This is a genomic window from Flavobacterium psychraerolatum, assembly GCF_025960985.1.
In the GTDB taxonomy this organism is placed as follows: domain Bacteria; phylum Bacteroidota; class Bacteroidia; order Flavobacteriales; family Flavobacteriaceae; genus Flavobacterium.
This window is the reverse complement of the sequence record NZ_JAOQMX010000013.1, coordinates 62,803-86,924: the sequence shown is the minus strand read 5'-3', so window position 1 is coordinate 86,924 and position 24,122 is coordinate 62,803. Positions and strand designations below refer to the sequence as shown.

At 33.3% G+C, this 24,122-nt stretch carries 19 protein-coding genes; 8 read left to right on the top strand and 11 right to left on the bottom strand.

From position 1 onward, the window contains the following. Window positions 1–81: 81 nt before the first annotated feature. Complete coding sequence (locus M2326_RS07000; RefSeq protein WP_264618844.1) at window positions 82–783, bottom strand: hypothetical protein; 702 nt, start codon at window positions 781–783, stop codon at window positions 82–84. Beyond that, window positions 784–2,142, bottom strand: coding sequence for a tyrosine-type recombinase/integrase (locus M2326_RS06995; RefSeq protein WP_264618843.1), 1,359 nt, complete (start codon window positions 2,140–2,142; stop codon window positions 784–786). Between the two features lie 620 nt (window positions 2,143–2,762). Between M2326_RS06995 and M2326_RS06990 the strand changes: the two genes are divergently transcribed. The 5 genes from M2326_RS06990 to M2326_RS06970 are packed head-to-tail and all read left to right on the top strand — an operon-like array spanning window position 2,763 to window position 9,339. Continuing rightward, on the top strand, window positions 2,763–3,983 hold the full coding sequence (locus M2326_RS06990; protein ID WP_264618842.1) for a hybrid sensor histidine kinase/response regulator: 1,221 nt from the start codon (window positions 2,763–2,765) through the stop codon (window positions 3,981–3,983). 20 nt (window positions 3,984–4,003) lie between these two features. Further along, window positions 4,004–7,579 carry a response regulator gene (locus tag M2326_RS06985; protein WP_264618841.1) on the top strand — a complete coding sequence of 1,192 codons (3,576 nt, stop codon included), beginning with the start codon at window positions 4,004–4,006 and terminating at the stop codon, window positions 7,577–7,579. An 11-nt stretch (window positions 7,580–7,590) separates the two neighbouring features. Then, the gene (locus M2326_RS06980; protein ID WP_264618840.1) at window positions 7,591–7,956 is read left to right on the top strand and encodes a response regulator; all 366 of its coding nucleotides are present in this window, start codon (window positions 7,591–7,593) and stop codon (window positions 7,954–7,956) included. 1 nt (window position 7,957) lies between these two features. Then, window positions 7,958–8,767 carry a CheR family methyltransferase gene (locus tag M2326_RS06975; RefSeq protein ID WP_264618839.1) on the top strand — a complete coding sequence of 270 codons (810 nt, stop codon included), beginning with the start codon at window positions 7,958–7,960 and terminating at the stop codon, window positions 8,765–8,767. Beyond that, window positions 8,749–9,339, top strand: a complete 591-nt coding sequence (locus tag M2326_RS06970) for a chemotaxis protein CheB (RefSeq protein ID WP_264618838.1) — start codon at window positions 8,749–8,751, stop codon at window positions 9,337–9,339. The genes M2326_RS06975 and M2326_RS06970 overlap by 19 nt, the downstream gene beginning before the upstream one ends. 679 nt (window positions 9,340–10,018) lie before the next feature. On the opposite strand, the gene M2326_RS06965 is transcribed toward M2326_RS06970, so the two are convergent. Then, window positions 10,019–10,774 (bottom strand): alpha/beta fold hydrolase, encoded by a 756-nt coding sequence (locus M2326_RS06965; RefSeq protein ID WP_264618837.1) that lies wholly within the window; start codon window positions 10,772–10,774, stop codon window positions 10,019–10,021. Between the two features lie 271 nt (window positions 10,775–11,045). Here M2326_RS06965 and M2326_RS06960 point away from each other — a divergent pair, with 271 nt between their 5' ends. Then, window positions 11,046–11,864, top strand: coding sequence for an SDR family NAD(P)-dependent oxidoreductase (locus M2326_RS06960; RefSeq protein ID WP_264618836.1), 819 nt, complete (start codon window positions 11,046–11,048; stop codon window positions 11,862–11,864). Between the two features lie 413 nt (window positions 11,865–12,277). On the opposite strand, the gene M2326_RS06955 is transcribed toward M2326_RS06960, so the two are convergent. Beyond that, window positions 12,278–15,592, bottom strand: a complete 3,315-nt coding sequence (locus M2326_RS06955; protein WP_264618835.1) for a T9SS type A sorting domain-containing protein — start codon at window positions 15,590–15,592, stop codon at window positions 12,278–12,280. Between the two features lie 217 nt (window positions 15,593–15,809). Between M2326_RS06955 and M2326_RS06950 the strand changes: the two genes are divergently transcribed. Continuing rightward, a complete protein-coding gene (locus M2326_RS06950) occupies window positions 15,810–16,238 on the top strand; it encodes a CBS domain-containing protein (RefSeq protein ID WP_264618834.1) in 429 nt (142 codons plus the stop codon). 47 nt (window positions 16,239–16,285) lie between these two features. Here the strand turns inward: M2326_RS06950 and rpe are convergent, their stop codons facing one another. The 7 genes from rpe to M2326_RS06915 form a co-directional block, all read right to left on the bottom strand. Then, on the bottom strand, window positions 16,286–16,948 hold the full coding sequence (gene rpe / locus M2326_RS06945) for a ribulose-phosphate 3-epimerase (protein WP_264618833.1): 663 nt from the start codon (window positions 16,946–16,948) through the stop codon (window positions 16,286–16,288). Window positions 16,949–17,036: 88 nt separating this feature from the next. After that, the gene (locus tag M2326_RS06940; protein WP_101137626.1) at window positions 17,037–17,900 is read right to left on the bottom strand and encodes a sigma-70 family RNA polymerase sigma factor; all 864 of its coding nucleotides are present in this window, start codon (window positions 17,898–17,900) and stop codon (window positions 17,037–17,039) included. 445 nt (window positions 17,901–18,345) lie between these two features. Then, window positions 18,346–18,999, bottom strand: a complete 654-nt coding sequence (locus M2326_RS06935; RefSeq protein WP_264618832.1) for a hypothetical protein — start codon at window positions 18,997–18,999, stop codon at window positions 18,346–18,348. 91 nt (window positions 19,000–19,090) lie between these two features. After that, window positions 19,091–20,989, bottom strand: a complete 1,899-nt coding sequence (locus M2326_RS06930; RefSeq protein WP_264618831.1) for a hypothetical protein — start codon at window positions 20,987–20,989, stop codon at window positions 19,091–19,093. A gap of 10 nt (window positions 20,990–20,999) precedes the next feature. Continuing rightward, window positions 21,000–21,326 carry a hypothetical protein gene (locus tag M2326_RS06925; RefSeq protein WP_264618830.1) on the bottom strand — a complete coding sequence of 109 codons (327 nt, stop codon included), beginning with the start codon at window positions 21,324–21,326 and terminating at the stop codon, window positions 21,000–21,002. Between the two features lie 3 nt (window positions 21,327–21,329). Continuing rightward, window positions 21,330–21,749 carry a hypothetical protein gene (locus tag M2326_RS06920; RefSeq protein WP_264618829.1) on the bottom strand — a complete coding sequence of 140 codons (420 nt, stop codon included), beginning with the start codon at window positions 21,747–21,749 and terminating at the stop codon, window positions 21,330–21,332. A gap of 2 nt (window positions 21,750–21,751) precedes the next feature. Further along, window positions 21,752–22,669, bottom strand: coding sequence for a coiled-coil domain-containing protein (locus M2326_RS06915; RefSeq protein ID WP_264618828.1), 918 nt, complete (start codon window positions 22,667–22,669; stop codon window positions 21,752–21,754). A gap of 439 nt (window positions 22,670–23,108) precedes the next feature. On the opposite strand from M2326_RS06915, the gene M2326_RS06910 reads away from it, so the two are divergent. Further along, on the top strand, window positions 23,109–24,107 hold the full coding sequence (locus M2326_RS06910; protein WP_264618827.1) for an OmpA family protein: 999 nt from the start codon (window positions 23,109–23,111) through the stop codon (window positions 24,105–24,107). Window positions 24,108–24,122 lie beyond the last annotated feature (15 nt).

Here is a 24,122-nt window from a genome sequence, read left to right as displayed (position 1 = left end):
GCAAGAGGTTATAGAAATTCAGGAAATTTCATAAAAATGGTGTATTATTTAGGAAATGCCTAAAAATGCAATTCCACTATTTTAAGCGAAGAGCCTTTTTATTGTGAATTCTGTAAATTCAGTAATAAACTCAATTAGTAAAAGTTTGTCATATTTGTTCGTTTTCTTCTTAATCTTTTTTTGGCGGTCGAATTTATTATCATTTAATATTTCATTGTAAAAAGAATTGGTAGCACTAATTTGAGCATTATGTTTGGTGCTAATAGGATTAATCACAAGAACTTCTTTGTCTAATTTTTGTTTGAACTTTCTTTTTTCTAGTAAATTTTTAATGTCGTATAAGCTCACAAACAATTTACCGAAAGCAAATTGATTTAGGTAATTGAATTCTGAAATTCTTTCGTCAAAGGTTTTTTTATCTGATGACAAAAAGCGCCCCTTAATTAGTAATGAGTATTTTATTGTTCCCATGATAGAACCAACTCCTTTTTCTCCGTATGAAAAATCAGAAATACAATCTTGTACAGGCAAGTCATTATACCTTTTTTCGAAACCAAAAAATAAATCGATTTCTGCTAAAAGACTGTCGACTTCATCTAAGGCACTTTTGTTTAGTCTATTTTCAATTAGGTAATTCCTTAACTGCTCTCTGTCTAATATGGGGTTTTGTGACAGTATTAGAAAAGTTTTTTTAAAGTCATTTGATAAAACTGCTGATATAATGTGGTGGGTAAAAAAATGAACTTCATTTTTTATTTTAATTAATATATTTATTTTACTCATTTACTTAGTGCCTGTGTTATGTATAACCTCTAGTTGAGGTGTTTTTTCTTTAGGTGCTAATTTACTGAAATATTCTAGCATTTGATAGGCATTGTCGTACGTAGTTTTGCCAATATAAAATAAAAACATTCTTTCCGTTCCATGAGCCGTTATATTCATTAATACAGGTGTTGGAATTCGGCCATAGAAATTTGTGGCGAAGCTTCTGCGACAAATATGGGAAGTTACTAATTCATATTTTTGGTACGTTCCAGCAATATTTAATTTTACTTTTTCATCAATCTTTTTACCCGTCTTTAGTGATGTTATTTTATTCCCTGTTTTTACGCTGGTAGGTTTTTTACCTTTAATCATTTGAGTTAATCCAGCTATTTTACAAATATCTTTTATGTATTCGTTAAATCGTGGTAAAGATATTTTATAAGGTAGGCCGTTTTTTATTATTTCGAGTGCATCGGGTAGTAACGGAACTGCAACTTGTTTGCCTGTTTTTTGTTGCTTAATCTCAATTAACATCATGCCGTTTAAGTTCTTAATATTCTTTTCAGTAATGCTCAATAAATCTCCAGCACGCTGGCCTATTAAGCACCCTAATAAAAGCCATTTTCGAGCGTTTTCAAGAGCTTCACGTAATAAGGGGACAGTTTGTATGTGTTGCTGTTCTTCTTCGGACAAATAGACTATTTCCTCAGGTTCTTTGCGTTCGGAAACTCCTTTAATATTTTTTAATTGGTTAGAAACTTTAATATCATTTTTATAAGCATCATTACAAATAGTTTTTATGTTTGCAATATTTTTACCTACGTAATTAATAGAGTAATTTTTACTAAATAACCAGCTTTTATACTTTTCGACAAACTGCAAATTAATGTCTTTAATTATAATGCTTTTGCCTTTGAGTGCTTCGGTTTCGTATTTTGTAATCGTTTTTTTGAATAACTTTATATTAGCTACACGGCCAGCACTTAAACCAAGTTCTTTTTTTTGATTTTGTTTGTAGGGTGCGTCATCAATATACTTTTGAATATAGTTAGTAAGAATGTCCAATTCCACTACAGGTGTTTTATTGTTGAATACGTCAATTTGCTTTTGTAACCAATCGCCTGTAAATTCAATCCCTGTACTTATTGCAATATTGTGTTGTTTCTCTAAATGCGTTTTTAATTCAGAAAGACGAATATTTATTTTTTTAGAATCTTCATCTACTAACTTGCTTTGTTCTTTCTTAGCGTTCCAATCTTTATAATTTACAATAAAGCCTGTTTTTCTCCAAAGTCTTATGTCTTTACTGATAGAGTAGTAAACGTAAATATTTGAGTTGTCTAGCTCATTACGTAGTTTTAATTTTAGTGTTGCCATAGTGATAAAGTGTTTGAACAAATCAAAGATAATTCTTTTGTTACACTCTTGCTACACCTTTGCTACACTTTTAGTGTTTTCGTTCGAATTGTTTCGAACTACTTTAAATCTATAAACCCTCTAAAGTATTGGTTTTATTGGTTTTTTTTAAAATTATAGTTTCGTTCTGATTTGGGGGTTTTGTCCCTGTCGCGGCCACTTTTTAAAACCCAATCACCTTATTATTAGGTGATTGGGTTTTTCTTATTTGTTAATGTTATCCAACTCTTGTCCAGCCACTTTGATAAGTGTTAAAAAAGTATTTGGAGTTATTTAATTCTCTATTTTTACTTCTTTACTCGTACCCGTAAACTTGAATACTTTATAAAAGTCAAAAATCAATCTAACTGTTTGTTATTTCAATTATAGTTTCAAAAAATTAGATACTAAATAAAATTTTGATAAGACTCTAATGATAATTAATAATGCATTTGAGTTAAAAAAAGATAAATTTTAGATGCATATGGTTTACTGTTTATAAATACTTTTTTATATTTTTGAGAGTTATCAAGAGATAATTCTTGGTAGTACTCATCTTTACAATGGTTAAGTATGAGGAAATTTTTGGATACCAGATAATTATGATATTAATTGTAGATGATATAAAGGCGAATATTCTAGCCTTAAAAAAAATTTTAGAACTTCACAATTTAGAAGTTGATTCTGCAGAATCTGGCGAAGAAGCACTGAAAAAAATCCTTAAAAATGATTATTTTTTAATTATTATGGATGTGCAAATGCCAGGTATGGATGGTTTTGAAGTAGCAGAAATTTTGGCAGGTAGCAAGCGTACTAGAGATATTCCCGTAATTTTTTTATCAGCAGTTAACAAACAAAAAAAATTTATTTTTAAGGGGTATGAAGCAGGTGGAGTAGATTACATAACAAAACCAGTAGATTCTGATTTGTTGATTTTAAGAGTGAAAGCTTTTTTGAAAATTTACCACCAGCAAAATGAGCTTAAATCAGTTAGGGATTTGTTGTCTAAAGAAATCGAAAGAAGAAAAGAAGCGCAAGAAACACTTGAGATAAAGGTTGCCGAAAGAACCAAAGAATTAGTCTCTAGAAATGAAGAGCTTGAAATGCGGAATCATGAATTACAACAATTTTCTTGGGTAGTATCACATGATTTACAAGAACCATTGCGTAAAATTTTAATGTTCATTAGAATTATTGAAGAACGATTCTTGAGCAAAAGTAATGCAGCCACCGATTATGTAGCACGTACGATACGCTCTGCAGAAAGGATGCAAAATTTGATTACAGACTTATTAGAATACTCCAGACTATCATCAAAAGTTATTCCCACTCAGACTGATCTAAATGCCGTTTTAATGGAAGTTATAACTGATTTAGATTTTCAAATAGAACAAAAGAAAGCTACTATAAATACAGATAAACTTCCAATACTGACAGTCATTCCGAGTCAATTTCGGCAAGTTTTCCAAAATTTAATAGGTAACTCACTTAAATTTTCTAGAATAGATGTTGATCCAGTAATAGAAATTTTTTCTGAAAAAATAGTAGATAAAAGTTTTGATAGTGAAGTGTCCTTAACCGGTAATTTTATTAGAATTATTGTTAAAGATAATGGGATAGGATTTGATGAAGAACATTTGGATCAAATATTTATGATTTTTCAGAGTTTGCATGATCGTAGTCAATATCAAGGGACTGGAATAGGTTTGGCAATTACAAAAAAAATAATTGAAAATCATAATGGTTTAATAACGGCTACGAGTAAAGAAGGACTTGGTACTAGCTTCATCGTCATTTTGCCTACAGAAAATGTTTTTGTCTAAGTATAGTATAGTTTATCATTATGAGAAATAAATTTAAGAGAAATCTCTTTATCAGTTCATCCATCTCCTTACTTATTTTAACGGTTAGCTCTACAGCTTCTTTTTTAAGTATCCAAAGTTTATTAAATAGTAATTCACTTGTGGATCATACTCGTGAAGTAATTACTTGTTTAAATAAAGCCAACTCAAGTTTGGTACAAGCCCAGTCGGGAACACGAGGATTTCTAATTACTGGAGATGAAGTATTTGTAGAAAACTTTATAGCTGACGAAAAAGAATCGGACCGTTTGTATGAACAATTGGAAGTATTAACGTCTGATAATCCTAGTCAACAAATTAATTTATCTCAACTGAAGCCTTTGCGTATTAATTTTTTTGATTACCTAAAAAATCGTATAAATACTAAAAAAAGTGGACAAAACACATTTTCAAATGATTTGACTTATGGTAAAAGAATAATGTCGAATATTTCCAAAATCAACAATCGAATTGAAGAAAATGAAAATAAACTATTAAAAGAACGAAACCTTAGTGCAGAGAATTATGGAATGTTTACTGTTATTCTGATTGTAATAGCTTTTGTGATTTCATTTTTAATAACTGTAACATTTTTTATCAGAGTATTAAGAGATTATACTGAACGTAATGAGTTGCAAAAACAATTAATAGAAAAAGACCAGCTGATAGCGGATCGTATTGCTGTAGTAAGTAGTATTGCGAATAATATTTCAAAAGGGAACTATGACATCAAAGTAGATACACTACAAAGAGATGCATTGGGCAGTTTGGCTGGTTCACTAAATTCAATGCGATTATCCTTGCGTAAATCATTTCATTTATTGATAGAAAAAGAATGGCACCAGACGGGGGTTGCAGAGCTCAATAGTGTTATGTTGGGGGAAAAGTCAATGGAAATTTTAACCAAAGATGTGCTTGAATTCTTGTGTAACTATACCAATAGTAGCGTGGGAACTTTTTATGTTATTGATGAAGGTCAATTGCAATTGTCGGCCACTTATAGTTATGTTGCTACAAAAGGTAGAGAACGATTAAGTAGAGGAGAAGGCTTGGTTGGTCAATCTCTAGTATCTGGGAAAATATTAGAATTAAAATCTTTTAATCCCGAGAATATCACAGTTAATTATGCAATGGGTGAGATGCAGCCTTCTCATATTATCGCAGTGCCTCTGGGTGATACTGATGTAGAAGGTGTCATTGAATTAGCTAACCTCAAAGAATTTACAGATTTAGAGTTAGAATTTTTGGGAAATGTATCTAATAATATAGGAATTACATTAAGGGCAACTCAAAATCGCATACGATTGAAAGAATTATTAGAGGAAACGCAAAGTCAATCTGAAGAGTTAAAAGTGCAACATACTGAAATGGAATCTATAAATGCAGAGCTAGAAACACAAACTGAAAAATTACAAGCTTCTGAAGAAGAATTAAGAGTCCAGCAAGAAGAACTACAACAAACAAACGAAGAATTGTCTGAACGCAGTGTTTTGCTTGAAGAGCGTAATGTTGAAATCCAAAAAAAATCGGAAGACTTAGAGTTAAGTACACGTTATAAGTCAGAATTCTTAGCAAATATGTCTCATGAGCTTAGAACACCTTTAAACTCGATATTACTATTGAGTAGACTGCTGTCAGAGAATAATGATGCCAATATGAACGATGAGCAAATAGAATTTGCAAAAGTAATTCAGAGTTCAGGAAATGGATTGTTAGGATTGATTGATGAAATTTTAGATTTATCTAAAATTGAGGCGGGAAAAATGGACTTAGAATTGGTTGATGTTTCTACCAAAGAAATTACAGATACTTTAAGAAACCTTTTTACACAAGTTGCTATAGAGAAAAAAATTGAATTTAAAATCATAGATGATAAGGCGCCAATTGTAATTAAGACGGATAAGATGAGGCTAGAGCAAATTTTGAAGAATCTTATTTCGAATGCTATTAAATTTACCACTGTAGGACAAGTATCTATTGAGATTAAAAAAGATGACGTTGATGATAAGTCGATTTGTTTTGTTGTTAAAGACACTGGTATTGGAATCCCATTAGACAAGCAGCCCTTAATATTTGAAGCCTTTCAACAAGCAGATGGATCTACAAAACGAAAATACGGAGGAACAGGTCTAGGGTTATCAATCAGCCGAGAACTTGCAAAATTACTTGGTGGTGAGATTGTATTAAAAAGTATTTTGGGAGAAGGAAGCGAATTCATATTTTCTATGCCAATGATTTATTCATCGAATGCAAGGGTAATTTATTCGAATGTAATAATGCAAGAGCCTGAAGTAGAAAAAATCAAAGATAATAACCATAATATTATTGAGAATAAATATTTGAGTCTCGTTATACCAGATGAAATTGAAGATGATCGTAATGCTATAATTGAAAATGATAAAGTTATATTGATTGTGGAGGATGATATCAATTTTGCTAAGTCATTACTCGCTTTCAGTAGAAAAAAAGGATACAAAGCAATCGTAGCCGTGCGAGGTGATTACGCTTTGGGGTTTGCTTTATTATACAAGCCAGTTGGTATTCTTTTGGATATTGAATTGCCTATAGTAAACGGATGGCAAGTTTTAGATGAATTAAAGAATAATATTCAAACCAAACATATTCCGGTTCATATTATGTCATCGCATAAATTCAAACAAGAAAGTTTGTTGAAGGGGGCTGTCAATTTCTTAGAAAAACCAGTGGCTTTTGAGGAGATGCCAGAAATTTTCACAAGAATCGAAAAAATTATAAGTAAAGAATATAAAAAGGTATTAATTATAGAGGATAATACTAAACATGCAAATGCATTAGCTTATTTTTTGGAGTCCAACAATATCAATTCTGATATTAAGAGTGATATAAATGATAGTATTGAAGCCTTGACCAAAGATGATTTGGATTGCGTAATCCTTGATATGGGTATACCAGATAAGAATGCTTACAATATTTTGGATACAATAAAAAAGAGTATAGGCTTAGAAAACTTACCAGTAATTGTATTTACAGGAAAAAGTTTGTCTGTAAATGAGGAATTGAAGATTAAAAAATATGCAGACTCAATTGTGGTGAAAACAGCTCATTCATTTCAAAGAATGCTTGATGAAGTGTCACTTTTTTTACACGTTGTTGAAGAGAATAAAAAGTCTGAGGGCAAAAATAAAAGTTTTAAAAGACTAAACATTTTAAACAATGTATTGTTTGAGAAGACTGTATTAGTAGTAGACGATGACGTCAGAAATATTTTCTCTTTAACAAAGGCATTAGAGGTGTTTAAAATGAACATTATAACGGCAATAGATGGTGAGGAAGCATTAAAAGTTTTAGAACAGTATCCACAAACCGATGTAATTTTGCTGGATATGATGATGCCAAACATGGACGGTTACGAAACCGCTCAACGAATAAGGAATAATAATAAATTTAAAAAATTACCAGTTATCGCAGTAACTGCCAAAGCGATGATAGGTGATCGAGAAAAATGTATTAAAGCTGGCGCCTCAGATTATATTACAAAACCAATAGACATAGACCAACTTCTATCATTATTGAGAGTATGGCTATACGATAATAATTAAAATGTAAAAATATGGATAAGAAGCGAGTGTTAATTATTGATGATGATAATAGAAATATTTTTGCATTATCAGCTACATTGCGCCAAAGATTTTTTGATTGTTTCTCTTGTTTAAGTGCAGAAGAGGCTTTGTCATTGTTAAAAAAAAGTATGCCGTTTGATGCAATTTTAATCGATATGATGATGCCTGATATGGATGGTTACGAGGCAATACCCTTAATAAAAGAGATTGAATCACACAAAGAAACACTAATTGTAGCTGTTACTGCTCAAGCCATGATAGGGGATAAAGAAAAGTGTATTGTAGCAGGTGCAGATTATTATGTGTCAAAGCCAATAGATGTAGATAAGTTATTGGCTATTTTAAGCACAATATAGTATGATTGAGGATAGAGAACTAGAGATGCTGATTATTGTAGTGTACGAATACTACGGTTTCGATTTTGGAAGCTATTCAAGAGCATCTTTAAAAAGAAGAGTAAACCGACTTTACAATTTAGATGGATTTGATAATTTTCATGATTTTTTAGCAAAAGTGCGTTCTGATGCTAAATATTATAAAAGAATGGTCGAAGAGATTACGGTAAATGTTACCGAAATGTTTCGGGATCCCTTGTTTTATTCGGTAATTCGAAAAGAAATCTTACCCATTTTAGCCATAAAACCTTTTATCCGCATTTGGCATGCAGGCTGTGCTACAGGAGAAGAGGTTTATTCTATAGCAATTTTATTGAAGGAAGCTAATTTACTGCAAAAATCACTAATATATGCTACAGATATTAATGAATTGGTTTTGGAAAGTGCCAAAAAGGGAGTTTTTCCCCTGCGAATGATGAAGCAATATTCAGAAAATTATTTGATATCTGAAGGGAAAGAAGATTTCAGTACGTACTATACTGCTAATTATGGGATTGCAAAATTCAATGAAGAGTTGTCTGAAAAGATGGTGTTCTCACAGCACAATTTAGTGTCGGATAGTTCTTTTAATGAATTTGATCTGATATTGTGTCGTAATGTGTTAATTTATTTTGACAATGATTTACAAAATAGAGCTTTACAGCTTTTTGATGATAGTCTTTCAAATCTCGGTTTTTTAGTGCTAGGAGCCAAGGAAACAATTAAGTATTCCGAATTAAAATCGAAATACCTACAATTTGAGAAAGAAAAAATATGGAGAAAGATAAAGTAATATCAGGTTGTAAAGCGGTAGTAATTGGAGGTTCCGCTGGAAGTTTGAAGGTTTTAATGTACGTACTTCCGCTCTTACAAACCATTCCAACCTTTGCAATAATCATTATACTTCATCGCAAAAATACAGAGGACAATAGTTTGGAGGAATTAATTGCTGTGAAAACAATAGTTCCTGTCAAAATAGTTGAAGATAAAACTGCAATAACTCCAGGATTTATTTATGTAGCTCCATCAGATTATCATTTACTGTTTGAGAAAAATAAGATGTTGTCACTGGATATTTCTGAGAAGGTAAACCATAGCCGCCCGAGTATCGATGTTTCATTTGAATCTGCTGCCGAAGTTTTTCAATCTTCATTAGTTGGTTTGCTTCTCTCTGGTAGCAATAGTGATGGTATGTTAGGCTTAAAAGCTATTCAAAAATTAGGTGGAAAAGTAGCAGTACAAGATCCTGATAGTGCAGATATGCCATTTATGCCCAATTCTGCTATTAATAATTTAGATCCAGATTATGTTATTGATGAAGAAGGAATTGCGTTACTATTGTCTTCCATTAACTTACAAGATTAGAGGTTAATTGTAAATCATTAATTGATTTTTAACCTAGTCCACTACTTTGCCTAAATGATGTTCCATGCCTTTATAGACTTTCATATTCTTAGCAGATATTATCCTGCTAATATTTCAACCATTTAAAACTCATTTTAAAATTTATTTGATACCATTAACTTTTTATTCAATTATTTCACAAAGTGCGGTTCAAATCTAATCTGCTTTTAGTTTTTGTGAACTGTCTTTCATGCCACTCTATTGCACTGCCGATAATTTTAATTTGAGAACACTATCCAAAATGGTCAGATTGGTATATTTGGATTAATTAGTTCGATGTGTTATGCCTATACTCTTCAAGTAACTAAAGAAAAACTAAATGACTAAAATAACCTGATGGCGCAGGCTTGTAGATAATCATTAGTGCAGGTATCTTACCAGTGTTGAGTAATTAGGCAAAACACAAGAACAAGCTTTATTACTTAGTTTTTATGTTTTATAGGGTTAAGAAAATTAATATTTTTTTATAATAAATGTTCTTATAAAAACAGAAGCCCTAGCCTAAACCTACCTGTCGGCAGAGAATATCAGATTTCGACTCTGAGGATTGCAGATTCGAACCCTTTCGTGGTCACTTATATAAACGTAAATTCTTTATTTATATGGTTTGCGTATTTTGTATTTACTATTTAGCCCTTAATTATATTAACTTATCTCTAAATAGTACTGCCAGTTCTTCTGGAGACTCCATCGGAATTAAATGCCCTATGCCGGATAAAGCGACAGTTTTTGCATTTTTTAAATAAGGAAGTACCTCTTTGTTTATGTCATGCACCTTAATAATAGGATCATCAGTTGAATAAATGAGTAGTACAGGAGTAGAGCTGTCACTAATTCTATCGGCTATAGATTCATTGATTCCATCGTTAATCCACCATTTCCATGCGCCTTCTTCAATTTTCAACTGTGTTTCTACCGCATATTCAAATCTGTCATAGGCGAGCTCTTTTTTGATGGCGTTGTTTACAGTAGTTATAGCTTCAACCCTATTAGGATGATCAAGCATGCGTTCTTTTTCTTTTTGAGACATGTTTTCAGTAGTAGGAGGAGAGGGAGCAATCAAAATGATTTTTTTTGGTAGGTTCTTTTTTAGAAGAGTGTTTACATACAATACCAATTTGCCTCCCATAGAATGGCCGCATAGATAATAGTTTTCTAATTCCAAAGCTTCAATAAAGTTAGCGATGTAAATACTGTATGAGGGTATAGATGGATACTCTAAAGATTCTGAATTGCCGAAGCCAGGCAAATTTAGCGCTACACAACGAAAGTCGCTTTTTAAATAATCGATTAGCCAAGACCAACTACCTGCATCTCCTCCAAAATAATGGACAAAAACTATCGTAGCATCTCCTTGTCCAACATCTGTATAACTATAGTTGTTTGATACGTTCATAGTAATTAATTTTTAAATCAAAATAACGCTAATTATTTGAAGGGTAGTGCTTCTAATAAATAAAAAAATAACTCAAAAAAATAAATGAACACAAGTCATTTAAGTTAAAATAAAAATGTATTGCGTTCTAAATCACTTTTTAATTGCTGTAGATTTACATTTGAATGATATAGGCAGGATAAAGTAAGGGTACTTTAGGGAGTTGCATGAGTTGGAATTTTCAGTTCTAGACGCCTTAGAGTTTATGACTGCATAATTAAAAGATAAAAAAATGGATTTAAATATTAAAGGGAAAACAGCCTTAATAACTGGAGGAGATTCGGGGATAGGAAGAGAAACAGCAAAATTTTTGGCGAGAGAAGGAGTAAACATAATTTTATCAGATAGGAAAGAAGGTAAAGATTTATCCGATGCTGTAACAGAAGTTGAAAAAGAAGCAAAAAATGGCGCTTCAGTAGTTGGAATAGCTGCTGATTTATCAAATAATGATGAAGTACTAGCTTTAGCAGCAAAAATTGATAAGGACTATGGTGGAGCCCACATTATCTTTCATTCTGCGGGTGCTAGAGGTACGGCGGGTGATTTTTTAAGTTTAACAGATGACGATTGGATGAAAACAATTGATATTGATTTGTTAGGGTCTGTGAGAATTGCAAGAGCTTTTATTCCACAAATGCAAAAATTAAAGTGGGGGAGAATGATTTTAGTTTCATCTGAAAATGCTTTTCAGCCCTATGTTGAAGAAAGCCTATACAATGCTTGTAAAGCTGCGATTATAAATCTTTCTAAGTGTTTGTCAAGATCGTATTCAAAAGAAAATATATTATTCAATTGTGTGTCTCCGGCTTATATTGAAACTCCTATGACAGATGCAATGATGGAAGAACTAGCGAAGGAGAGAGATTGTAGTGTTGAAGATGCGGTTAAATGGTTTGTGAAAAATGAACGTCCACATATTGCTATGCAAAGACGAGGGAAACCAGAAGAAGTAGCTTCGGTAGTTGCTTTTTTATGTTCAGAACAAGCGAGCTACATCAACGGAAGTAATATTAGAATAGATGGTGGAGCGGTAGAATCTGCTTTCGGATAGAAGTGAATGAATATTATTCTATATTAAAATTGAATTCATTAATAAAGCAGCTGAATTTTGATTTTATAATAGGTTCGTGAGGTCTTGGTCACGGTTATATGCATAGGATCATTCGTGTAAGTGAAGAGATTAAGTAAGAGTTGAATAACTAAGACGTAAGCTATAGGTTAAGTGTATTAATTTATATTGAAAAAAAATCTTATTCTAAATTAGGAACAAATGATATAGCCCAAATAGAAAGGAAAATCCTTTTTTTGGCTTTTTTGTAGTAAATAAAAGATTAGTTCACTATACTATTTACTGCTTTTTTTGGCGTTCAACGAACTTCGTTTGGAATGATAGCAGGGAAATAGCGCCTGAATAAACCGAATCAAAAAGGCTAACCTTGAGAGTTAGCCTTGCTATGTTTTGAATTATAGTTTGATAAATTTTCCTTTATATACCTCTGTTTCATTCTTGATGATATAGAGATATGTACCTGCTGGTAAATTTGAAATAGAATATTCATTGGATTCTTTTTTGTCATATTGTTTAACAAGTGAACCATTCAATGCGTAAATTTTTATTTCTTGAAAATCAAGTGTTGCAACAATTTTTATATGATCTCTTGCAGGATTTGGATATACTATAGCACTTACAGTGGATACTTTATTCGGTTTTATTTTTAAGTTTGGACTTGAATCGACAGCTGCATACCACCCGCTTCCTCTTGTAGAAGCATAATATTTGCCGGGTGTATTGTAGTCAATTGCGATATCGTTTATTCTGTCGGATTGTCCATTTCCTTTGTTAAATTTTATCCAGGTTTCTCCAGAGTCTTTAGAAAGGTAAGTACCTCCATTAATCATTCCAATGGTATTGTTCGGTAAAGTAGAGACCAATATTGTTCGGGTGTCATATTTTGCTACTTCCACACGATTGGTCCATGGATAATCAAAAAGTTTTGTCCAATTTTGCATATTGTCATCGCTTACCCATAAACCACCACCATTTGCTGCTACATTGTCAAAACCAGCGGTAATATATGATTTTCCATCTTTGTCAAAATGAATATCATTGATGCCAGAAGTTCCAGAAATATCTGTGGTGGAGCTTACTTTTGTCCAATTATTTGCATTATCAATAGATTTGTATAAACCTCCACCTGTGCCAATCACTGCAGCATATAGAATGTTGTTGTCATTCGGATCCAAAGCTATTCGAGCTACGTCTAGAGAAGAAGGCAGGCCGCTATTGCTGTCTGACCAAGTTACACCACCATCTGAAGATTTGTGTATTCCCCAGCCTGTTACAGAGTCGCCAACCCACTCTAATTTGAGCGATGACCTTGGGACACAAAAATACATGTTGTTGGTGTTGTTTTTATCTATCAATAAACACATTTGGTGTACAGATTGATCACCTCCTGCAGTGTTAACAGGCCAAGGCAAAGGTACAGGTGTACCTACGGTTGCCCATGTGATACCATTGTCTACAGATTTTAGTAATTGTCCTCTTCTGTCTTGACGGAAGAAAGTCGCAAACCAAATATTTGGATTCGTAGGGTCTATTGCTACAGAGCTTACAGAGTGTTCACCTGATGTTAAGTTGCGTACTGAAGCACCTTGAGCATTGGGACGAACCAGTGAACCTTCAGAATTGGTGATCCATAAACTGTTTTCACCCGATGGACAAAGAACTTTATTTGGGGTATTTTCACTTTGGTAAAAACCATGACCTGGTACATTGCTATTTCCTGCTCCAACATAGCTTTCGCTATTGGGTGAGGATTCAATATCATCTATATCTTGCCAACTATCACCATTGTCATAGGAAACAAAACCAATTTTTGCCATTTGAGTATATAATACGGTTCCATCAGCATTAAACTGAATGAAATTACATGATTTCTGCTCGTAATCATCACGATTTACCCAATCATGTTTGTATTTGATCTGAATATTTGTGTTCAAAGGGTTTTCTCGATTTGTCCAATAAGTTAAGTCTGGGCTTCCTGAGTTCCAATTTTCACCATTTCTAAGCGTTACAAACCATTTGGAACCTCCATTTGTTGTTCTCCATAACTGTCCAGGCTTGAAATTATTTCCAGAGGCGTTGGAGTAGTTGTTGACCAAGTAAATATTGTCAGGATTTTTTGGGTCTACTGTAATTTGATTGAAACGTTGGGTAATTTTGGAAGGCATATTTGGGTATAGAGATACAGCTTCGTCGTATGGTATTCCATAATAAAATGCAACAGTATTATAATATGATTTTACCACCCCTGTATTGCTACTGAATTGTGTCATGTCTAAGGCTAGATTGCCGCTAATGTTTGTCCATGATTCTCCTTTGTCAGTGCTTTTGTAAATCCCTCCAGTGTCATCAGTTAGTGTGCTTCCGTCTGCTTTCCACATAATGTTACTCAATGCATAAAGAGTAACTTGAGTGCCAGTTAAGCTAGGGTTGTAATACATACTAAGGGAACGAATTACATTATTAGTAATTCCATTTGATTTTAATGCCCAGGTTGTTCCTCCGTTGGTACTTTTGTAAAAGCCGTAATTGGTACCCGCATAAATTATATTTGAGTCTGTAGGGTCTGTATATATGGTTTCAATTTCTGCATTTGGGTGTAAACCTGAATTAACCAAAGTCCAGTTAGCGCCTTTATCTGTGGTTTTCCATATTTTTCCTTGACTGTTACTATGGATATACGATCCGTTGGGCTGCGAAAGAGGAAAATCTACTCTGCCGTAATCACGCATACGTCCAGCACCTAAGTACCAAATGTTTTCATTTTGAGGGTCAACTGCTACACAAGCAAGATAAGCGTTTCCGGCTTGTCCTTGGACAGAAAGTACTCGTGTCCATGATTTTCCTTTATCAGATGTTTGGAATAAATCGCCTAAACGTTTTCCTGTCGAAAATCCAAAATTTTCGTTGGAACGCGAAAAATCAATGGAATAAGTTTCAACTGGTCCTCTCGTACCGCTATCCCATGCCGCAGCGTCTTCGTTCATGATGGTTTCGTAGGTGAAACCTCTGTCTGTTGAGCGATAAGAATTCCCCATATTTGGTGAAGTAAAATGCGTATTGCTATCTGTAGGATGTGTATAAAAGGATGTGTTATTTCCACTCATTCCAGGTCCAAATTGAATCCATTTAATGGAAGAATCAGAGACGATATCTTTGGTTTTTATATCTGTAAAAAAGGTGGAAATAGGAGGGATTTTTTCGATTTGAATGTCGTCAAAATAGATCTTTCCAGTATTTGTTGTGTTAGGTCTAATGGAGAAAAATACAGAGCCAGTATTATCATTGACAGTAGCGGTGAAGTCGCTGGTGTATTTTGTCCAGCTCATTGAAGTGAGGGGGAAATTTATTTGCGATAGTTTTGTTGCCCCATTGTTGGCGAAAATTTTGATATTACTATCGGTGTTTTCAATTGTGGTTATTGCTTTGTAATAAAATGTAATGCGATAACTTATCCCGTTTTCCCAACTTATATTTCTGGGAGTTTCTAAATTTCCCTTTTGTGAAGCTGAATTAAACTCCATTTCAAAGCCGTTTTTTCCTATTCGCTTAGCGATAGAATTTACTTCAAATTTTGGCATGGTTCCAATATTTGTATTGGCTCCCCATTCGGTCGCAAGATCACCTTCAAATCCACTTTTAAAAAGAATGGTTTGGCTCCAACAGGAAAAAGATAAGAATAGGAAAGATAAATAAAGGTAAAGGTGTTTCATAGGTGATAATTATAAAAGGTGAAAAGTTTTTTTAAATTATCAAGCTAAGTTATCTGTTTATAACTGTTAATTTGTTTCATATGTCTTAAATGCTAAAACATATGATTTTTAGGCATTTAGTCTTCAGTGGTTTTTCTTTTTTATGTTGTTTTATAATCGTAAATTTACTTAAGTCATTATTTTCAGTTACTATTTTCTAATAAATAAGAGATTAATCATGAAAAACCAAGTTCCAGTATCATCAATTATGATAAAAAATATCATCAAGCTGAATCTTACAGATGAATTAACCAAAGCCGAGGTATTGTTTAGAGAAAACGGAATTAAACATATTCCTGTGATGAGCAATAATAGAATTGTGGGGATGTTGAGTTTGAATGATATGTTGCGGGTTTGTTGTACGGAATCTGACGACGAGGCCGATGTTGATTTATCATCTGTAGTGTACAATATGTTTACCATTCAGCAAGTAATGACCAAAAATGTGATTACGATTAAGCCATACACAACAATAAAAGAGGCAGCACAAATTTTGGTTGAAAAAGATTTTCATGCCTTACCTATATGTGACCAAGATACTTTAGTAGGGATATTGACCAGCACCGATTTATTAAAGTATTTGCTAGCCCAATATGAAGAAATATAAATAGGAATAAAAAATCCCAATCGGTAAAGATTGGGATTTTTGATATTTTAGAAACAAGTCATTTCCTTAAGACCTGCTACAGTTGCAATTGGGTCTTGTGCGCCAAAAACGTAACTACCTGCGACAAGCACATCAGCACCTGCTTCTACCAATTGTTTGGCGTTTTTATTGGTTACTCCTCCATCTATTTCGATAATAGTCGAAGCACCTTTTTTCTCAATCAATGCTTTTAGTTTAGCTACTTTAGCATAGGTGTTTTCTATAAAAGATTGCCCTCCAAAACCTGGATTTACACTCATAATACAAACCAAGTCAATGTCGTTGATTACATCTTCAAGCAAATCTATGCTCGTATGTGGGTTAAGTGCAACACCTGCTTGCATTCCTTCAGCTTTGATCGCTTGTAGTGTTCTGTGCAAATGTGTGCAAGCCTCGTAATGTACTGTAAGGACATCTGCTCCAAGTTTTTTGAAAGTAGAGATGTATCTGTCTGGATCAACAATCATTAAGTGAACGTCGATTGTTTTGGTAGCATGTCTTTTGATTGCTTCAAGAACTGGCATTCCAAAAGAAATATTTGGAACAAAAACACCATCCATGATGTCAATGTGAAACCAATCGGCTTCACTAGTATTGATCATTTTGATGTCGCGCTCAAGATTGGCAAAGTCAGCTGCTAAAACGGAAGGTGCAATAAGTGTATTTTTCATTATAGTTGTGTATAGTGATTTTTTTTGCAAAGTTACAAAAAAAAACTCCAGTGATTAACTGGAGTTTTAAGAAGGAGTAATGCGAAGATTATCCTAAGTATGTTTTCAAGATTTTACTTCTAGAAGTATGCTTCAATCTGCGAATCGCTTTTTCTTTAATTTGACGTACACGCTCACGAGTAAGGTCAAATGTTTCACCAATTTCTTCTAGTGTCATAGGGTGTTGATCACCAAGGCCAAAATACAAACGAACTACATCAGCCTCACGTGGAGTCAATGTTTCAAGAGAACGTTCAATTTCAGTACGCAAAGATTCGTGGATTAATTCTCTGTCAGGATTTGGAGACTCTCCAGAACGCAATACGTCATAAAGGTTAGAGTCTTCACCTTCAACAAGAGGTGCATCCATTGATAAGTGACGACCAGAGTTTTTCATAGACTCTTTTACATCATTTACCGTCATGTCAAGTTCCTTAGCAATTTCCTCAGCAGAAGGTGGACGTTCATTAGATTGCTCTAATAAAGCGTACATTTTGTTAATTTTATTGATAGAACCAATTTTATTCAATGGCAAACGAACGATACGAGATTGTTCTGCCAAAGCTTGTAGAATCGATTGACGAATCCACCATACCGCATATGAGATGAATTTAAAACCACGTGTTTCATCAAAACGTTGTGCTGCTTTGATCAAACCTAAGTTTCCTTCATTAATCAAATCGGGAAGTGTTAAGCCTTGATTTTGATACTGTTTCGCTACCGAAACTACAAAACGTAAGTTCGCTTTAGTTAATTTCTCAAGTGCTTGTTGGTCTCCAGCTTTAATCTTTTGTGCCAATTCTACTTCTTCGTCAGCAGTAATAAGATCAACTTTACCTATTTCTTGTAAATATTTATCTAATGATGCGGTCTCACGATTGGTAACCTGTTTGGTAATTTTTAGTTGTCTCATTTGTTTATCTCCTCAAATTTTATTGGGTACAGTAGTTATACGTGTCGAGGAGCGATAATGTTACAAAAAAACAAATAAATATTTTTTTTATTTTAATCCGGTTCAAAATGATGATTCATTACAACCCAATTTACAGATGCTAAGTTTTAGTTTTCGGTGGTACATCAAATTTATTTGTTTAAAGAAAAAATTCATTAGGAATAATTTGGGCATTACCTTCGGTCGGGCTGTACACACTCGCTTTATTGTTCCACTTCGCTACACAATAAGAGCTCAGACAATTGCTCCCATCCCTAATGCAAATCCCGTTCGTCTACATGATTTATTTGTATTAATATCTATCCAAAAAAAATCAGCCACGAGTTACAATTAATTTCATGTTAGTATAAAAAAAATGTAAGCAGTGGCTGAATAGAAGGAATCCAAGTAGAATCCTTAGGTATTATTAAGCTTCTTCAATTACTTCTCCTTCAAATTCAGAAGCAATCAAATCGGTGCGATCCAACCAATATTCAGAGGTAATCATTTCATAGTTTTGATTGTCCTCTGTTTTTATTTCCCAAACAATTCCATCAGCATCAGGAAATTCAGCTGCAGTGGTCATAGGTTCGTCAAACAATCTTTTGATGAGGTTGTTGTCTGACAACCCATTGTTTAATGTTTTCAATAGTTGTGCATTTGTCAAAGGTATATTTTCTTCTGAAATAATTTTGAACTTTAAAATTACAGCTTTGGCATTTGGGAATTTTCCGTTGAAAGCATGGTGCAACATTTGGTTGCAATGAAACAAACGTGCGTGAAGCTTAATTACGGGATACTCCTCACAAACCTTATCCAATAGCATATCATTTGATATTTGGTCAATTTGACCTTCCGATAATTCTTCCGATAATTTATAGGTCAAGATGATAACAGCTGCTTCATTGGGCTCATAATCGCTAATGGCCATGAATAATAATTCGCGCAATTCTGCTATATCTCTACTCTTAGCATCCGGAAACCCATATAGACCTAGAAGGTTTACATAATCCTCAAGAGTCCAGTACGTGTTTAGCTCATCAATCGTTTGAATATTGTCTATGGTAACTTGATATTTCATGTTGTTTGTTTTTTATAAAGTTAACTAAAAAATGGAGTATAATTTGAAAAATTATACTCCATTTTACCTTAATACGTAAAGGATTTATATGTTATTTTTTTGTACCCGTTGGTTTCGATTTATCCAATAATGCTTTTTCAATCGTTTCAACTCTTTTTTTGAGTTTTTCATTTTCAAGAGCGTTATTATAATTAGTTTTGTTGGTTTCCATTACTTTGTCAATCAAACTCTCTAATTCTGCTGGCGATAATTTAATATATTCTACAACTTGTGTATTGGTGCTAGCTGGCACATTAGATACAGCAGCTTTTGGAGCGAACACTTTCGTAGTAGTGCTGTCTTTTGTTACAACAATAGTTGGTGCAACAGCAGCCTCAGGAGTTACAATAGCTTTTGTGGTTACGCTATCTGTAACTGTTTTTATTACAGGAACAGCAACAACGTTATCTTTTGTTATTGTTTTGGCAGTTTCATTATTGGTAGTAATTGCTTTTAATTGTTGTATTTCTTGATTTTTATTTGCTTTTTTCTCAATTTGTGCAACTTGTTCCAGTGCATTTTGAGCATTTTTCTTTTGTTCCAAGATAACTACTGCTTTGTCAATATCGTTATTGGCATTTGCTTTTTCTAAGTCTTTTTCAAGTGTATATAGTTTATCTTGGTATTCTTGTTTTAACGTTGCTATTTTATCTGTATTGTCTGCATTGTTTTGAGCTATTTTCTCATCTATGTAAACTTGTGTTTCTTTATCTTTGATATCCAATTGTTCATTTAACTGTGTATTATAAACCTCATTTGGATTTGCTTTTTTACCACCAAAACTTAATTTGATTCCAGCGTTGTACATAATGTGGGTTTGCAAGTTATCGGGACTAGTTAAATTGGCAACATTTGCTCCAGAAGTAATCATACCTCTAGCACCACCTGTAATCAAAATGTGCTTGCTCAAAGGAATATTCAATCCTAAACCTGCAGAGGCAAACTCCTCGCTATCTACTGGCGTATTTGTTTTTCCTAAATAGTTACTTTGAGTATTCAATACACCCCCACCAAGAATTAAGTATGGTGTAACTCCATTTCCATCATTCAATCTTGCTCTAAACTCCAGACCATACATAGAAAGGTGGTCAAACGAGGTCGAAATTTGTTCGTTTTCTGTTGATTGAAGGTAAAAAGCACGAATACCAGTGTATTGGTTAAAATCAAATCCAGCATACAATCCCATTAAATAGGTGTCTTTGAAAAGTGATTTGTCGTCAAATTTGATATAGTTGATACTCGGTTCAATAATCCACTGAATACCTTTGAAACCGTTACTAAATTTACTGTAATACGCTTTGTCTAATTCACTCAAAGTACCTGGTTTTCTTCCTCCCAAGTAAAATTGTAAAGAGGCTTGTGCAGACCAGTTGGTTAATGCTTTGGTTTCAAAATCTGCATTGGTGGCACCAAAAGCAGTTTTATTTTGTTCTGTAAGCAAATTTTCACCTGCATTAAAATTGTATCTGTTGTACTTCCCTTCAACAGTAAATACAATTCGGTCGGTTAATTTAGTTTTGAAACCTAAACCTACACTAGTATAAATTTGGTCAAAATCTGCTCCGTCTTTGATCTCGATGTTTTGCACACCAGATCCTAATGTCAAGTACGGAATAAAACGGCCTCTACCCAAGTTGGTTTTAAATTCACCTCCCCAACGAGTTAAGGTGATGTTTTGGGATTGAAACTGTGCGTCGTTGTATCCTGCTAGTCCATAATGAGAGAAGTTGGTCTGTAGTCCTAGTGATTGTAAATAAACGGCACGTATTTCTACATATTCTCCAAACCCAAATCCAATTTTCCCTCCAACAGAGGTGGCATTTTCTAGTCCTGAATGTTTGTCATAAAAGGTATAATCTACAAAAGGTGAAGCGGTGAAGCTTATGTCTTTTACTTGTGCAAATCCTAAGGTAGAAAGGGATAATAATAGTATGTGTATTGTTTTTTTCATTTTTGTTTTTTTAGTTGATTTCTTCTGCAATCACCGCTTGTGGCTCTGATGGCAAAGAATTCATTTTAAGAGTAACAATTTCGAGGTCCTTTTTGCTAATTGCAACTTCATTTTTTAATGTCTCGATAATTGCTTCGTTTTTCATTTGTTTGTTTTTGTCAATAAGGAAAAAGATCAAACAAAAAACTAGTCCAATCGCCGTTACAATAGCTAGCGGGAATGTAGTAAAGATACCGAATCCAAGATCAATATCTTGTGGTGTTTGATAAATTTCGAAATTAAGGACGCACAAAAAAACATTTAGGATTATAAAACCCATTAAAAGTATATTTCTCATGATCTAGCTGTTTAATTTTTTTAATTTTTTGGTAATTGAATTTAGGTTCTTTTTGTTCCCTTTGTATTCTTCAACTAGTTCTGTCATCTCAGCAGTAGTCAAGAATGGTTTGTGCAAGGTATCTGTTTTGATGTATTGATTGATAGTTCTTTCACCAAAATCTGCAGTGATTTCTTTTTGTCTCTCAATGATGGATTTCTCTTCTTTTTGAAGCGAAATTTTATCCGTATAGGAGTGAATGCGTTGGTTTGCATCTTCTACCAATTCGGTACTTGCTACATACGCTTTAGCGCTAGAGTCTTTTATTTTGTCAGTCACAACAGCTGTTCCCTCGATTACATTATCGGTAACATTTCCAATAAAATTTTTAAGTGTATCGAATGCTGAAGTTGTATTTTTATCTGAATTTTTTTTAGTTGCCATGATTATTTAGTTTTATTTTGTTGTTTTTTTCTTTTTCCGATGATGTAAAATACTGCAAACAGTATAATAACGATTCCTACTGCTATTAGAGCATAGTACAATCTATTTTGAGTTTTGTTTGCATCTGCTTGATTTTGAGAATTTAAATCGTGTTGTTCTGTTTTTGCAGAGATGCTATCGCTTAATGATGCTACAGATGAGTTGATATTGTTAACATTACCAGTTAGTTTAGATATTTGAGCATCTATTTGAGTAATTTGATCTGTAATTTTAGACTCTTCCTCTTTTGCAAATTCACCAAAAATGTCTTGAGCATTATAATCTTCTCTTATTTTCTTGCTCAAAAAGTCACGTTGACCGTCAATTGAAAGTACTTGTTCTTGAACATCAGAAATGTTTCTTGTCAATGACTTTACTTTTCTTTTTTGAGCATTGATTTTTCCGTTTATTTCGCCTAGTAAAGTATCTACTTTTGCAAAATCTTTTGGAGCTGCACCTTTGTCATATAGTGCTTTGTGTTGCGCATCATAAACTAATTTTTCTTGATTTAGCAAATCAATTTTTTTGGTAGCCAAGTCCATTTCTTTCTGTTGTAAAGCAACTTGCTCTTCAATGTTTTCTTTTTGACCTTTAAGCTCGTTTAATTTTAAGTTTACACCTTGTATTCCTTTGTCAAGTTTTGATTCGTTCATTCTTGACATAGATTCTTTAGTACCGTTTAAAACATTCAGTAACGAATCTTTTTTTCTAGATAGTGCTACAATTTCTTGTTTTACTTCTTCTTGCTCAGCTAGTGTTTTGTTTAATTCAGAGTTGGTTTGAACTATTTCTTTTTTAATTTCTGGATTATCGCCATCTTGTTTTTTAACGCAAGAACTTAGTGAGAGTATTGCTAATGCTACTAAAGTTATTTTTTTCATGTCGTGAATATTTAAATGATTTATAGTTAAGACACACAAAAAAACGATAGGTCACATTTATTTAAAAAAAAACTTTATTAAGATTCATTTTTTGGTCTGTGATTATAAAGAGGACATAGATTTTAATTGTTTACGGGAAAAAAAACATATCAAATCTACTTATATCTAATAATAATCACCCTAATATGTTTTTCACGACAAAAAAAAACGGACTTTAATAAAAAAGTTGGTGACTTTTTGCTTTTTGATGTGTCTTAATGATAAGTACCGCAAATAGAACTGCGTTTTGATAAAAAATACATACCTTATAATGTAAGTCATACGTTTTACTTTTGTTACTTTGACCAATAATTCCGGACTTACACAGTAAGTTTGTTATTCGAAAAGAATGTTGCTTAAGGACGAGTCGCTTTCGATTAAAATTTTAAAATTACTATTTATGAAAACAAAAATATCTTTTATCTTATTTCTAGTTTGTTCTACTTTTTATGGGCAAACACAACAAGAAGGCGAAATCGTAATATCAAAAGCACATTTGATTTCGATTTTACAAAAATTTAAAAAACAAGACAATAGTACACTTGATAAACAAGCAGTAACATCACAAATTTTGTTGGCATCAAAAACAGTTGCCAACGATAGCGTGATGCAACGTATGCGTGTGCTAGAAAATGACTTAGCATCTTTGAGGTCAAAAATAGATACTGTTTCAAAACGTGCTGTAGTGCGTGATACAGTATATTTGTCTACATTAAAAACAGTGGTAACCCGAGATACGGTCTACAATGCTAACAGCGCGTACCAAAAACCAGCTTTGGTAAGCGAAGACAGTCGTAATTATGAGCGTCAGTTAAGTGACTTAAATTCCAAATACGATGCTATATTACGCAATCAAGAGCGGCTGTTGACTTTGCAAACAGTTAATACAGTTGCGGTTCCTGCTGCTGTAGCTGTTGTGGTACAGCCAAAAGCGCAACCAAAAGAGGTGGTCACTGTAGCGCCTGTAGAAAGTTTGGTTGTCCTTACTGATACAACGGCAACCCCAACAACAAGCACAATTATTGCACCAGCAATTACAACTATTACCGCTGTGCAATTGCTAAAAGAAAAATTTGCCAAAATACAAGCCAAGGTTTATTTCGATAATAATTCAGCCAAAATTAGTGGTACAGATGCACTTCGCTTACACCAACTATTAGATGATTTGACTTTGAACCCAAGTTTACAAGTTTTTCTTGATGGTTATGCTAGTAAATCGGGTAATGTAGCCTACAATACCAAATTGTCTATGTTACGAAACGATGCTGTTAAACAATATTTGATACAAGAAGGAGTTCCTGCAAATAGAATTTCGTCTGAATATCATGGTGTAGATGCTACAAGCGTAGACGCTGCAGCAGCACGTAGAGTAGAAGTGAGCTTTGACGTACGAGACTAAAACCTTTATTTAGTG

Coding starts and splice junctions, on each gene's coding strand:
- M2326_RS06925 (WP_264618830.1), bottom strand. CDS start 21,326: ATGAGAAATATACTTTTAATGGGTTTTATAATCCTAAATGTTTTTTTG.
- M2326_RS06920 (WP_264618829.1), bottom strand. CDS start 21,749: ATGGCAACTAAAAAAAATTCAGATAAAAATACAACTTCAGCATTCGAT.
- rpe (WP_264618833.1), bottom strand. CDS start 16,948: ATGAAAAATACACTTATTGCACCTTCCGTTTTAGCAGCTGACTTTGCC.
- M2326_RS06965 (WP_264618837.1), bottom strand. CDS start 10,774: ATGAACGTATCAAACAACTATAGTTATACAGATGTTGGACAAGGAGAT.
- M2326_RS06955 (WP_264618835.1), bottom strand. CDS start 15,592: ATGAAACACCTTTACCTTTATTTATCTTTCCTATTCTTATCTTTTTCC.
- M2326_RS06960 (WP_264618836.1), top strand. CDS start 11,046: ATGGATTTAAATATTAAAGGGAAAACAGCCTTAATAACTGGAGGAGAT.
- M2326_RS06995 (WP_264618843.1), bottom strand. CDS start 2,142: ATGGCAACACTAAAATTAAAACTACGTAATGAGCTAGACAACTCAAAT.
- M2326_RS06970 (WP_264618838.1), top strand. CDS start 8,749: ATGGAGAAAGATAAAGTAATATCAGGTTGTAAAGCGGTAGTAATTGGA.
- M2326_RS06915 (WP_264618828.1), bottom strand. CDS start 22,669: ATGAAAAAAATAACTTTAGTAGCATTAGCAATACTCTCACTAAGTTCT.
- M2326_RS06930 (WP_264618831.1), bottom strand. CDS start 20,989: ATGAAAAAAACAATACACATACTATTATTATCCCTTTCTACCTTAGGA.
- M2326_RS06940 (WP_101137626.1), bottom strand. CDS start 17,900: ATGAGACAACTAAAAATTACCAAACAGGTTACCAATCGTGAGACCGCA.
- M2326_RS06950 (WP_264618834.1), top strand. CDS start 15,810: ATGAAAAACCAAGTTCCAGTATCATCAATTATGATAAAAAATATCATC.
- M2326_RS06980 (WP_264618840.1), top strand. CDS start 7,591: ATGGATAAGAAGCGAGTGTTAATTATTGATGATGATAATAGAAATATT.
- M2326_RS06985 (WP_264618841.1), top strand. CDS start 4,004: ATGAGAAATAAATTTAAGAGAAATCTCTTTATCAGTTCATCCATCTCC.
- M2326_RS06910 (WP_264618827.1), top strand. CDS start 23,109: ATGAAAACAAAAATATCTTTTATCTTATTTCTAGTTTGTTCTACTTTT.
- M2326_RS07000 (WP_264618844.1), bottom strand. CDS start 783: ATGAGTAAAATAAATATATTAATTAAAATAAAAAATGAAGTTCATTTT.
- M2326_RS06990 (WP_264618842.1), top strand. CDS start 2,763: ATGATATTAATTGTAGATGATATAAAGGCGAATATTCTAGCCTTAAAA.
- M2326_RS06975 (WP_264618839.1), top strand. CDS start 7,958: ATGATTGAGGATAGAGAACTAGAGATGCTGATTATTGTAGTGTACGAA.
- M2326_RS06935 (WP_264618832.1), bottom strand. CDS start 18,999: ATGAAATATCAAGTTACCATAGACAATATTCAAACGATTGATGAGCTA.